This window comes from Streptomyces sp. Tu6071, assembly GCF_000213055.1.
GTDB classification, from domain to species: Bacteria; Actinomycetota; Actinomycetes; order Streptomycetales; family Streptomycetaceae; genus Streptomyces; species Streptomyces evansiae.
The window spans coordinates 6,379,445-6,392,423 of the sequence record NZ_CM001165.1 but is presented as its reverse complement, the minus strand read 5'-3'; the positions used below and the strand labels follow the sequence as shown (position 1 = coordinate 6,392,423).

Sequence of the window (12,979 nt, the reverse complement as noted above, 5' to 3'; positions counted from 1 at the left end):
GCTGCTCGGCTGGGGGGTCCCGGACTCTGCTGCCTGACAGGATGCCAGGTGCGCGGGGGCCGGTGTGTCCTCCACGGACCGGTATCGGCCACGAGCCCCCGCTCCCGCTCCGCGCTCACCCCTTCGTGTCGGCGTCCCGGTCCCCGCGCGCCGCGGCGAGCAGTTCCTCCGCGTGCGCCCTGGCCGTTTCGGAGTCCTCCTGCCCGGCGAGCATCCGGGACAGCTCCCGTACGCGCGCCTCGCCCTCCAGGACCTTGACGCCGGAGCTGGTGACGCTCCCGTCGTGCGTCTTCTCGACGAGAAGCTGCCGGTCGGCGAAGGCGGCGACCTGCGGCAGGTGGGTGACGACGACGACCTGCGCCCCGCGCGCGAGCCGCGCGAGCCGCCGCCCGATCTCGACGGCCGCCTTGCCGCCGACCCCGGCGTCGACCTCGTCGAAGAGGTAGGTGGGCACGGGGTCGGTCCCGGCGAAGACGACCTCGACGGCGAGCATGACGCGGGACAGCTCACCGCCCGAGGCGCCCTTGGCGATGGGCCGGGGCGGCGCGCCGGGGTGCGGGGCGAGGAGCAGTTCGACCTCGTCGACCCCGTACGGGCCGTAGGCGAGGCGCCGCCCGTCGAGGACGACGCCCTCGCTCTCCTCGTCGACCTCGGTCGCGGAGACGGCGAAGCTGACGCGGGCGTGCGGCATGGCGAGCGACGCGAGTTCCGCGGTGACGGCCCCGGCGAAGCGCTCGGCCGCCTCGGTACGGGCCCGGGTCAGCTCGGCGGCGAGCTGGGCGAGTTCGGCGGCGAGCCGTTCGCGTTCGGCGGCGAGCGCGGTGATGCGCTCGTCGTCGCCGTCGAGTTCGCCGAGCCGTTCGGCGGAGGCGCGGGCCCACTCCAGGACGGCGTCGCTGTCGGGCCCGTACTTACGGGTGAGCTGCGCGAGCGCGGCGCGGCGGTCCTCGACGGCGGCGAGCCTGAGCGGGTCGGCGTCGAGGTCGTCGGCGTACCCGGCGAGTTCGCCCGCGACGTCGGTGAGGAGGATGCCGATCTCGCCGAGGCGCCCGGCGAGCTTGGCGAGCGCCGGGTCGTGGGCGCCCGCGCTGTCGAGGGCGCGCTGCGCCCCGGCGACGAGCGAGGTGGCCTCGATGGACTCGGGGTCCTCGGGGTTGCCGACGAGCGAGGTGTGGGCTCCGGCCGCCGCGGCGCGCAGGGTCTCGGCGTTGCCGAGCCGCTCGGCCTCGGCGGCGAGTTCGGCGTCCTCGCCGGGGAGCGGCTCGACGGCGGCGATCTCGTCGAGGCCGAAGCGAAGCAGGTCGGCCTCCTGGGCCCGTTCCCTGGCGCGCGTGGTCAGTTCGGCGAGTTCGTTCGCGACGGCGCGCAGGCCGCGGTAGGCGGTGCGGTAAGCGGCGAGCGGGACGGCGACGGCCTCGCCCGCGTACCGGTCGAGCGCGGCGCGCTGCCGGGCGGGCTTGAGCAGCCCCTGCTGGTCGGTCTGGCCGTGCACGGCGACGAGTTCGTCGGCGAGTTCGGCGAGCATCCCGTTGGGCACGGACCGGCCGCCGAGGTGGGCGCGCGAGCGGCCTTCGGCGGAAACGGTACGGCTGATGAGCAGCGCGTCCTCGTCGAGTTCGGCCCCGGCCTCCTCGATCCGCCGCGCCACGGCGGACCCAGGGGGCAGCGTGAGTCTGCCCTCGACGACGGCCGACTTCGCCCCGATCCGTACGAGCGCCGCGTCGGCACGTCCCCCGAGCAGCAGCCCGAGGCTCGTGACCACCATCGTCTTGCCCGCGCCGGTCTCACCCGTCACGGCCGTGAAGCCGGGTGACAGCTCCACCACCGCGTCGTCGATGACGCCGAGCGACCGTATCCGCATCTCCTCCAACACGCACATGACCATACGAGGTTTTCTTCCTCCCGGGCGACGTCACCCCGCCCGCGTGACACGAGCGAGGCGTGCTCACGGCCGTCGCGGGGCGGCGAAGGGGGCCCGCGTGTCCCCCGTACGAGCGTACGAGCGACACGCGGCCGTGCGACGAAACGGCGGCTGCGCGGGGGCTTCGCGGTCTCCGCGGGTCGCCGCTCCCGGCCTCCGCGGGTCGCCGCGCTCGGGCGGGCGTGCCGGGCGCATCCGCCCTCCCGGCCCAGGCGGGCGCGCCGCGCGGATGCGCCTTCCCGGCTCAGGCCGGGGCGCCGCGCCAGCCGGCGACGGGGAGGGCGAACTTGGCGACGAGCCGGTCGGTGAAGGAGGCGTGGTGCAGCCGGGCGAGGCGGACGGGGACGGCGCCGCGCCGCACCTCGACGCGCGCGCCCGAGGGCAGCGGGACGGTGCGCCGCCCGTCGCACCACAGGACCCCGCTCGGCGAGCCGCCCTCCTGGACCTCGACGGCCAGTATCGAGGTGGGCGAGGTGACGAGGGGCTTGGCGAAGAGGGCGTGGGCGCTGATGGGCACCATGAGCAGCGCCTCGACCTCGGGCCAGACGACGGGGCCTCCGGCGGAGAAGGCGTAGGCGGTGGACCCGGTGGGGGTCGCGCAGACGATGCCGTCGCAGCCGAAGCCCGTGACGGGGCGGCCGTCGATCTCCAGGACGACTTCGAGCATGCGCTCGGGGGAGATCTTCTGCACGGCGGCCTCGTTGAGCGCCCAGTCGGTGTGCACGAGCTTGCCGCCGCTGTGCACGAGGACGTCGAGGGTCATGCGTTCCTCGACGTCGTAGGCGCGGGTGACGACGCGGTCGACGACGCGGTCGAGGTCGTCGCGCTCGGCCTCGGCGAGGAAGCCGACGCGTCCGAGGTTGACGCCGAGCATGGGGACGCCGGAGGCGCGGGCGAGTTCGGCGCCGCGCAGGAGGGTGCCGTCGCCGCCGAGAACGACGAGGAGTTCACAGCCGTCGAGCGCCTCGGGCGTGGCCTCCTGGATCAGCTCGACCTTGGGCGTGTCGGGCAGCGGCAGGTCGGACGCCTCCTCCTCCAGGACCCGGACGCCGAGGCCGCAGCGCAGGAGGCCCTGGACGACGAGTTCCGCGCTGCGGATCGCGGCGGGCCGCCCGGTGTGGGCGAGGAGGAAGACGCTGCGGGGGCCCTCGCCGGGCTGGACGGTGTGGGCGGGCTCGCTGTGGGCGGGCTTGGCGGTCTCGGTCATCGGGGTCCTTCCGCAACCGCTCGGTCGACGTCGGCCGGGTCGAGCGGGGGAGCCCCGGCACGCAGCCAAAGAAAGTACTCGACGTTCCCGGAGGGTCCGGGCAGGGGGCTCGCGGTGACGCCGAGGACACCGAGCCCCAGTTCGGCCGCCTGCGCGGCGACGCGCCGGACGGCCTCGGCGCGCAGTTCGGGGCTGCGCACGACGCCGCCGCTGCCGAGCCGTTCCCTGCCCACCTCGAACTGCGGCTTGACCATGAGGACCAGGTCGGCGTCGGGGGCGCAGCAGCGGACGAGGGCGGGCAGGACGAGGCCGAGCGGGATGAAGGAGAGGTCCCCGACGACGAGGCCCACGGGCTCGTCGTCGATGAGGTCGAGACTCAGCTCGCGCACGTTGGTGCGGTCCTTGACGACGACGCGGGGGTCGCTCTGGAGCGACCAGGCGAGCTGCCCGTACCCGACGTCGACGGCGACGACCTGGGCGACGCCCGCGCGCAGCAGCACATCGGTGAAGCCCCCGGTGGACGCGCCCGCGTCGAGCGCGCGCCGTCCCTCGACGCGCAGCCCGCGCGGCACGAACGCCTCCAGGGCCCCGGCGAGCTTGTGCCCGCCGCGCGAGACGTAGTCGGGGTCGTCCTCGTCGGGGGTGACGACGACGGGGGCGCTCGTCTCGACCTGCGTCGCCGGTTTCAGCGCGAGCGCGCCGCCGACGCTGACCCGCCCGGCGGCGATGAGCTGGCTGGCGTGCTCCCGCGAGCGGGCGAGTTTGCGACGGACGAGTTCGGCGTCGAGGCGGCGGCGGGCCACTCCTGCCACGTTCGGTTCAGCTCCTTGCTGGTCATGATCGGCACGGGATGCCGGGGCACGTAGGACGACGCAGGTCACGCGCCTTGAGGGCATGCTACGGCGCGGGTCCGACAAGAGCCCCCGGCGCGGTCACCGCGCCGACGGAGGCGGCGGCCCCTGCGCCACGTCGAGCGCGGCGAGAACCGCCCGCAGCCCCTCGTGGGTCTCCTCGTACACGCCCTGGTGCTCCGCGACGGGCAACTCGTCCAGATCCCCGAGCCGCCCGAGCAGGCCGTCCACCCGGGCATCCCCGCTCCCGACCCGCGCGACCCCGAGCGGCCGGGGCGCGTCGTCCACGTGGTTCTCGGGGAGGGGGGCGGTGGGGGGCAGGAGACCTGCGTCGTCCGTGTCCGGGGCGGGGTCGTCCGTGCTCGACGCGGGGTCGTCCGCTCCCGGCGCGGGGTCGTTCATGCTCGACGCGGGGTCTGGAATCCCATTGGCGGGGCTGGGAGCGGAGGTTGCAGGGCCTGGTGGGCGCTGTACGGGCTCGTCAGGTGTTCTCGGCGGTGCGGGCCGATCGGCCGGTGTCGCGGGGGCCGTTCCGGGCCGGCCCGGTGGGTCAGCCGGTACGGAATCGCCCGAGACCACGGCGCGCGCGAAAGCCTCCACGGCGGCGGCGAAGCTCGCGCCACCGGAAGCCTCGGCCTCTGCCGGGGCGCCGCTCTCGGGCGCGGCTCCCTCCACCGCAGGTGTCTCGTCGCTCATGCCGCCGACGCTACCCCGCCGAGAGGGCCGGAGCCGTCGCCGGGGGCGGGGGCGTTGGGGGGCGTGCGGACACACCCCCACCCACCCGGGGGGCGACCCCAACACCATTCTTTCGCACCCCCCACCCCATCCCCGCCCCCCGCTCACCGATCTGTGGATAACTTCCCCGAACCCAAAAATCCGCTCACTCTCCAGAGTGAAAGGAATTCACGCACCCCCGGACGCACCTCACACCGCACCCCCGCACCCCACCCTCAAGCCCTTCCCACCCCCAGGAAGGAAGCGGCCCGCGCCCCGGTCGGCACTCATGAAGCGCCCTCACGCCCCCTCCTCCGCCCACACGCTCCTCCCTCGCCCCAAGCGCCCCCCCAACTCCCCCAGCGCCTTCACCGCCCCCGCGATTTCCCCGTCGAACGCCCGCTCTCCCCCCGCACTCCACGCCGCCGCGCACAACACCCTCAGCCCGTCGAGCAGCGCGCCATCCTCCGCACCGGCCCCCTTCCCCTCCAGCACAAGCCCCCCGTCCGCGACACGCGCCCGCGCCCCGTCGCATGCCCACGCGCCGTCACCCTCGACACGCGGTGCCTCGTGTCCCACCAGCAACTCCCGCAGGTCCCGCCCCACATACGTCGGCCGGTGCTCCGGCACCGCCCGCAGCAACGCCGCCACGTCCGTCACGCCCGTCAGCACGAGCAGCGAGTCGACGCCACCCGCGTGCGCGCCCTCGATGTCGGTGTCCAGCCGGTCCCCCACGACGAGGGGCCGCTTCGCCCCCGTGCGCAGAATCGTTTCCCGGTGCATCGGCGGGAGCGGCTTCCCGGCCACCTTCGGCTCCCCGCCCGAGGCGATCCGCACCACCTCGACGGCCGCCCCGTTGCCCGGCGCGATCCCGCGTCCGCTCGGAATCGTGAGGTCGGTGTTCGAGGCGTACCACGGCACCCCGGCCCGTACGGCGTAGCCCGCCTCCGCGAACCGTGACCACGGGAAGTCGGGGCCTCCGTAGCCCTGCGCGACCGCCGCGGGCTCGTCGTCGGCCGAGTCGACGGGCACGAGGCCGCGTTCGACGAGCGCCTGCCGCAACCCCTCGCCGCCGATGAGCAGCACCCGCGCGCCCTCGGGCTGCTCGTCCGCGATGAGCCGCGCGACAGCTTGCGCCGAGGTGATGACATCCGAGGTGTCCGCCGGCACGCCCAGTTCACTGAGGTGCGCCGCGACCGCGGACGGCGGGCGCAGGGCGTTGTTGGTGACGTACGCGAGGTGCATCCCGCCCTCGCGCGCGGTCGCGAGCGAGTCGACGGCGTGGGCCACGGCCTCACCGCCCGCGTAGACGACCCCGTCCAGGTCGAGCAGCGCCGTGTCGTACACCGCGTCGAGCCGTTCCTCGCTCGCTCCTGTCGCGGTCCGGACATCCTCGGTCATGGTGCGGCACTCCTCGCTCGGCGTTCATCCACAGGGTCGCGCGATCGCACGATCATCCGTCTTCCCGATCATCCCCGATGTCCTCTGCACGCACCGCCCGGCGTCCGCCCCCGCTTCGCGCATACGATGCACGGATGACTTCTCCGGGGACCGAGCAGAACGGACTGCGCCTGTCGCCCTTCCGCGGCGTGCGCTACGTCGCGGAGCGGGTGCGCTCGCTCGCCGCCGTGACCTCTCCGCCGTACGACGTCGTCGTACGCCCGGACGGCCTGCTGCACCTGGAGAACGCCGACCCGCACAACATCGTCCGGCTCATCCTCCCGCAGGGGGACTCCCCGGCTGTGCGCGACGAGCAGGCCGCCCGCACGCTGCGCGCCTGGCTCGCCGACGGCATCCTCGCCGTCGACGAACGACCGGCGCTCTACGTGTACGAGCAACGCGGCGACGGCATCCTCCAGCGCGGCGTCATCGGCGCCCTCCGCCTCTCGGAGCCGTCCGAGGGCGTCGTCCTCCCGCACGAGGACGTCATTCCCGAGGTGGTGGCCGAACGCGCCGACCTCCTCCGCGCGACGGCCGCGAACCTGGAGCCGCTCCTTCTCACGTACCACGGTCCCGAGGAGGAGGGGCCCGGCGCGGCACGGGTCATCGAGGAGACCGTCCGGACCGCTCCGCTCCTCGCCACGACCACCGAGGACGGCTTCGCGCACCGCCTGTGGGCGGTGACGGACCCGGCCCGGATCGCCGAGGTGCGGGCCGATCTCGCGGCGCGTCAAGCGCTCATCGCGGACGGCCACCATCGCTGGGCCACATACCTGCGGCTGAGACAGCAGCACCCCTCCCCCGGCCCCTGGGACGAGGGCCTCGTCCTGCTGGTGGACACGGCACGCTTTCCGCTCCGGGTACGCGCGATCCACCGCCTGCTGCCCGCGCTCCCCCTGAAGGAGGCCCTCGCGGCCCTGGACGGTACTTTCCGCGTACGCCAGGTGGACGGTCCGTTGCGGCACGCCCGCCAAGCCCTCGCGGACGCCGCAGAGGAGGGCAACGCCTTCCTCCTCACCGACGGCGCCACCTTCCATCTCGCCGACCGCCCCGATCCCGCGCTCCTCGCACGCACCGTCCCGTCCGGCCCGCCGCCCGCCTGGCGCTCCCTGGACGCGACCGTCCTGCACACGACGCTCCTCGACCACCTCTGGCACGTACCCGACGCCCCGGGCTCGATCAGCTACCTGCACGACGCCGCGGCCGTCGCCGAACAGGCCGCGCGCACAGGCGGCACAGCGGTCCTCCTCCACCCCGTCCCCGAGTCGGTCGTACGGGAACTCGCCGGCCAGGGCGTCCGGATGCCCCGCAAGTCGACCTCCTTCGGCCCGAAACCGGCGACGGGCCTCGTCCTCCGCGATCTGACGGTATGAGCGGCCTGACGATCTGACCGGCTCCGGACACACGAAAGCGGGCGGCATTCCCTCCGTGAGGGAACACCGCCCGCTTTCGTGTCGGCGGCTCAAAGGCCGCGTCGGTCAGTCGTCCTGCCGCGCCTCGTGCGCGTCGTCGGCGCCGAGGGCGTCCTCGGACCGTACGTCCTTGGGCTCGGCGTCCTCGACCGCCACGTGCTCGACGGCGCCGGACTCCTCGTCCGCCTCGCCGTCGTCCTCGTAGGCGTCCGTGAACTCGACTCCGTCCAGCTCCGCGAGCCGGTCGGAGGCGTCGGTCGTGCCGTCCTTGTCGGACTCGACGGCCTTCGCGAACCACTCGCGGGCCTCTTCGGTACGGTCCGCGGCGAGCAGCGCGTCGGCGTAGGCGTAGCGCAGTCGCGCGGTCCACGGGTGGACACCGTTCGAGGCCAGCTCGGGGCTCTGGAGGGTCACGATCGCGGCGTCGAGCTGTCCGAGGTCGCGACGGGCCCCGGCGGCGACGAGCCGCATCTCGACCTGCCCGGCCTTGTCCAGCTTCTGCACCTCGGGCGCCCCGGCCATCTCAAGTGCCTTCTCGGGCCGACCGAGCCCGCGCTCGCAGTCCGCGATGACAGGCCACAGCTCCACGCTGCCCGACATGCGCCGCGCGGTACGGAACTCCTTCAGCGCCTCGTCGTAGCGCTGCGTCGCGTACGAGGCGAAGCCGGCGGCCTCGCGTACGGCGCCGACGCGCGAGGCGAGCCGCAGCGCGACCTTCGCGTACCCGTACGCCTTCTCGGGGTCCTCGTCGATGAGCTGCGCGACCATCACGAGGTTGCGCGCCACGTCGTCGGCCAGCGTCTTGGGCAGGCTCATCAGCTCCTGGCGCACCGCGCCGTCGATCTCGAAGCCGGTGACCTCCTCGGGGATCGGCAGCCGCTTGACGGGCTCCCGGTCCCGGTCCCCCCGGTACCCACCGCGGTCGTCCCGGCGGTCCCGGTCCCGGCCTCCGCGGTCGTCGCGTCCCCGGAACCCGCCACCGCGCCGGTCATCACGCCGGTCGTCCCGCCGCGGTCCCCCAGAGGGCCGCCCGTCACGCCCGCCACGGAACCCACCCCGGTCATCACGCCGAGGCCGCTCGTCGCGACGGAAGCCACCGCGGTCGTCACGGCGGTCGTCGCGACGCGGGGCGTCGCGGTCATCGCGCCGGAACGAGGGCCGCTCGCCACGGTCGTCGCGGCGCGGGGCGTCGCGGTCGTCACGCCGGAACGAGGGCCGCTCGCCACGGTCGTCACGACGCGGAGCATCACGGTCGTCACGACGGAACGAAGGGCGGTCCCCACGGTCGTCACGACGGAACCCGCCCCGATCGTCACGGCGGTCGTCGCGACGCGGGGCATCGCGGTCATCGCGACGGAACGAAGGCCGCTCGCCACGGTCGTCACGACGGAAGCCACCACGGTCGTCACGGCGCTCGCCACGGTCGTCGCGACGGGGGGCGTCACGCTCGTCACGACGGAAGGCGGGCCGGTCGTCGCGACGGAACCCGCCCCGGTCGTCTCGACGGTCGTCGCGGCGCGGGGCGTCGCGCTCGTCGCGGCGGAAGGAGGGGCGGTCGTCACGGCGGTCGTCACGGCGGAACGGGGGGCGTCCGCCCTGGTCGTCACGGCGGAAGGCCGGCCGCTCACCACGGTCGTCACGGCGGAACGGAGGCCGGTCGTCACGACGGTCACCACGATCGTCACGACGGAAACCACCACGGTCGTCACGGCGCTCACCACGGTCATCGCGACGGAAACCGCCGCCACGCTGACCGTCGCGCTGGCCGTCACGGCGGAAGCCACCGCGCTGTCCGCCCCGCTCACCGCCGTCCCGGTCGCGGCCTCGGCGCTCGGGACGCTCGTCGGAAGGGTTGGGGGACATGCGGAACTCCTCGGGACTGGCTGCCACCGCATACCTGACGAGCGGTGGTCCTACAGAAAAAGTGTACGAAAAACAGAAAGGACCCCTGGTCCCAGCGTGTACGCCGGGACCAGGGGTCCTCCAAAGATTGTTCGGCGGCGTCCTACTCTCCCACAAGGTCCCCCTTGCAGTACCATCGGCGCTTTGAGGCTTAGCTTCCGGGTTCGGAATGGGACCGGGCGTTTCCCTCACGCTATGACCACCGAAACCCTTTCAGACTCTCCGCACGAGGTGCGGAGCTGAACAGGGTCAGCGAACAAGCACACTTTTCAATTAAGTGGTGTTCAAACCGACAACGCTGTTCGTTGTCTGGGAACAACACAGTGGACGCGAGCAACTGAGGACAAGCCCTCGGCCTATTAGTACCGGTCAACTCCACCCCTTACAGGGCTTCCATATCCGGCCTATCAACCCAGTCGTCTACTGGGAGCCTTACCCTCTCAAGGAGGTGGGAATACTCATCTCGAAGCAGGCTTCCCGCTTAGATGCTTTCAGCGGTTATCCCTCCCGAACGTAGCCAACCAGCCATGCCCTTGGCAGAACAACTGGCACACCAGAGGTTCGTCCGTCCCGGTCCTCTCGTACTAGGGACAGCCCTTCTCAATATTCCTACGCGCACAGCGGATAGGGACCGAACTGTCTCACGACGTTCTAAACCCAGCTCGCGTACCGCTTTAATGGGCGAACAGCCCAACCCTTGGGACCGACTCCAGCCCCAGGATGCGACGAGCCGACATCGAGGTGCCAAACCATCCCGTCGATATGGACTCTTGGGGAAGATCAGCCTGTTATCCCCGGGGTACCTTTTATCCGTTGAGCGACGGCGCTTCCACAAGCCACCGCCGGATCACTAGTCCCGACTTTCGTCCCTGCTCGACCCGTCGGTCTCACAGTCAAGCTCCCTTGTGCACTTACACTCACCACCTGATTACCAACCAGGCTGAGGGAACCTTTGGGCGCCTCCGTTACTCTTTAGGAGGCAACCGCCCCAGTTAAACTACCCATCAGACACTGTCCCCGATCCGGATCACGGACCCGGGTTAGACATCCAGCACGACCAGAGTGGTATTTCAACAACGACTCCACAACCACTGGCGTGGCCGCTTCACAGTCTCCCACCTATCCTACACAAGCCGAACCGAACACCAATATCAAACTGTAGTAAAGGTCCCGGGGTCTTTCCGTCCTGCTGCGCGAAACGAGCATCTTTACTCGTAATGCAATTTCACCGGGCCTATGGTTGAGACAGTCGAGAAGTCGTTACGCCATTCGTGCAGGTCGGAACTTACCCGACAAGGAATTTCGCTACCTTAGGATGGTTATAGTTACCACCGCCGTTTACTGGCGCTTAAGTTCTCAGCTTCGCCAACCCGAAAGTCAGCTAACCGGTCCCCTTAACGTTCCAGCACCGGGCAGGCGTCAGTCCGTATACATCGCCTTACGGCTTCGCACGGACCTGTGTTTTTAGTAAACAGTCGCTTCTCGCTGGTCTCTGCGGCCACCCCCAGCTCACACTGCAAAAGTGATCACCAAGCGTGGCCCCCCTTCTCCCGAAGTTACGGGGGCATTTTGCCGAGTTCCTTAACCATAGTTCACCCGAACGCCTCGGTATTCTCTACCAGACCACCTGAGTCGGTTTAGGGTACGGGCCGCCATGAAACTCGCTAGAGGCTTTTCTCGACAGCATAGGATCATCCACTTCACCACAATCGGCTCGGCATCAGGTCTCAGACTATGTGCCAGGCGGATTTACCTACCCAACGTCCTACACCCTTACCCCGGGACAACCACCGCCCGGGATGGACTACCTTCCTGCGTCACCCCATCACTCACCTACTACCAGCCTGGGTCACCGGCTCCACCACTCCCCTCAACTCCGAAGAGATCAGGGCGGCTTCACGGGCTTAGCATCACTGGATTCAATGTTTGACGCTTCACAGCGGGTACCGGAATATCAACCGGTTATCCATCGACTACGCCTGTCGGCCTCGCCTTAGGTCCCGACTTACCCTGGGCAGATCAGCTTGACCCAGGAACCCTTAGTCAATCGGCGCACACGTTTCTCACGTGTGAATCGCTACTCATGCCTGCATTCTCACTCGTGAACCGTCCACCACTCGCTTACGCGGCAGCTTCACCCGGCACACGACGCTCCCCTACCCATCACAGCCTCCGTTGGGGACGTTCACGCTGCAATGACACGACTTCGGCGGTACGCTTGAGCCCCGCTACATTGTCGGCGCGGAATCACTAGACCAGTGAGCTATTACGCACTCTTTCAAGGGTGGCTGCTTCTAAGCCAACCTCCTGGTTGTCTCTGCGACTCCACATCCTTTCCCACTTAGCGTACGCTTAGGGGCCTTAGTCGATGCTCTGGGCTGTTTCCCTCTCGACCATGGAGCTTATCCCCCACAGTCTCACTGCCGTGCTCTCACTTACCGGCATTCGGAGTTTGGCTAAGGTCAGTAACCCGGTAAGGCCCATCGCCTATCCAGTGCTCTACCTCCGGCAAGAAACACACGACGCTGCACCTAAATGCATTTCGGGGAGAACCAGCTATCACGGAGTTTGATTGGCCTTTCACCCCTAACCACAGGTCATCCCCCAGGTTTTCAACCCTGGTGGGTTCGGTCCTCCACGACCTCTTACAGCCGCTTCAACCTGCCCATGGCTAGATCACTCCGCTTCGGGTCTTGAGCGTGCTACTACAGCGCCCTGTTCGGACTCGCTTTCGCTACGGCTTCCCCACACGGGTTAACCTCGCAACACACCGCAAACTCGCAGGCTCATTCTTCAAAAGGCACGCAGTCACGAGACACCAGCAAGCTGATGTCCGACGCTCCCACGGCTTGTAGGCACACGGTTTCAGGTACTATTTCACTCCGCTCCCGCGGTACTTTTCACCATTCCCTCACGGTACTATCCGCTATCGGTCACCAGGGAATATTTAGGCTTAGCGGGTGGTCCCGCCAGATTCACACAGGATTTCTCGGGCCCCGTGCTACTTGGGAATAACGCAAGTGAGCCACCACGATTTCAGCTACGGGGGTCTTACCCTCTACGCCGGACCTTTCGCATGTCCTTCGCCTATCATGATGGTTTCTGACTCACCCAGCCGCCGGCAGACGACTGAAGCGCAATCCCACAACCCCGTACATGCAACCCCTGCCGGGTATCACACACATACGGTTTGGCCTCATCCGGTTTCGCTCGCCACTACTCCCGGAATCACGGTTGTTTTCTCTTCCTGCGGGTACTGAGATGTTTCACTTCCCCGCGTTCCCTCCACACTGCCTATACATTCAGCAGCGGGTGACAGCCCATGACGACTGCCGGGTTTCCCCATTCGGACACCCCCGGATCAAAGCTCGGTTGACAGCTCCCCGGGGCCTATCGCGGCCTCCCACGTCCTTCATCGGTTCCTGGTACCAAGGCATCCACCGTGCGCCCTTAAAAACTTGGCCACAGATGCTCGCGTCCACTGTGCAGTTCTCAAACAACGACCAACCACCCATCACCCCAAGACCAACGG

8 protein-coding genes and 2 rRNA genes are annotated in these 12,979 nt (G+C 69.7%); 1 reads left to right on the top strand and 9 read right to left on the bottom strand.

Features of this window, described 5'->3' with window-relative positions:
* Positions 1–115 precede the first annotated feature (115 nt).
* The 5 genes from recN to STTU_RS27035 form a co-directional block, all read right to left on the bottom strand.
* Positions 116–1,885, bottom strand: a complete 1,770-nt coding sequence (gene recN, locus STTU_RS27055; protein WP_007828752.1) for a DNA repair protein RecN — start codon at positions 1,883–1,885, stop codon at positions 116–118.
* Positions 1,886–2,165: 280 nt separating this feature from the next.
* Entirely contained in the window at positions 2,166–3,128 is a 963-nt protein-coding gene (locus STTU_RS27050; RefSeq protein WP_010279332.1) for an NAD kinase, read from the bottom strand.
* Complete coding sequence (locus STTU_RS27045) at positions 3,125–3,940, bottom strand: TlyA family RNA methyltransferase (protein ID WP_029397476.1); 816 nt, start codon at positions 3,938–3,940, stop codon at positions 3,125–3,127. The genes STTU_RS27050 and STTU_RS27045 overlap by 4 nt, the downstream gene beginning before the upstream one ends.
* 120 nt (positions 3,941–4,060) lie before the next feature.
* Positions 4,061–4,381 carry a hypothetical protein gene (locus STTU_RS27040; protein WP_043256467.1) on the bottom strand — a complete coding sequence of 107 codons (321 nt, stop codon included), beginning with the start codon at positions 4,379–4,381 and terminating at the stop codon, positions 4,061–4,063.
* A 612-nt stretch (positions 4,382–4,993) separates the two neighbouring features.
* Positions 4,994–6,094, bottom strand: a complete 1,101-nt coding sequence (locus STTU_RS27035; protein ID WP_007828746.1) for an HAD-IIA family hydrolase — start codon at positions 6,092–6,094, stop codon at positions 4,994–4,996.
* A 134-nt stretch (positions 6,095–6,228) separates the two neighbouring features.
* Here STTU_RS27035 and STTU_RS27030 point away from each other — a divergent pair, with 134 nt between their 5' ends.
* Positions 6,229–7,506: a DUF1015 family protein gene (locus STTU_RS27030; protein WP_007828744.1), complete on the top strand. Its 1,278-nt coding sequence runs from the start codon at positions 6,229–6,231 to the stop codon at positions 7,504–7,506.
* Positions 7,507–7,611: 105 nt separating this feature from the next.
* Here STTU_RS27030 and STTU_RS34380 read toward each other — a convergent pair whose 3' ends face one another.
* From STTU_RS34380 to STTU_RS27010, 4 genes are all read right to left on the bottom strand, one after another.
* The gene (locus tag STTU_RS34380) at positions 7,612–8,376 is read right to left on the bottom strand and encodes a tetratricopeptide repeat protein (protein ID WP_043256465.1); all 765 of its coding nucleotides are present in this window, start codon (positions 8,374–8,376) and stop codon (positions 7,612–7,614) included.
* A complete protein-coding gene (locus STTU_RS34375; protein WP_106432177.1) occupies positions 8,361–9,329 on the bottom strand; it encodes a hypothetical protein in 969 nt (322 codons plus the stop codon). Before STTU_RS34375 ends, STTU_RS34380 begins: the two co-directional genes overlap by 16 nt.
* Before the next feature lie 208 nt (positions 9,330–9,537).
* Positions 9,538–9,654, bottom strand: a 5S ribosomal RNA gene (gene rrf, locus STTU_RS27015).
* A gap of 132 nt (positions 9,655–9,786) precedes the next feature.
* A 23S ribosomal RNA gene (locus STTU_RS27010) occupies positions 9,787–12,911 on the bottom strand.
* Between the last annotated feature and the right edge of the window lie 68 nt (positions 12,912–12,979).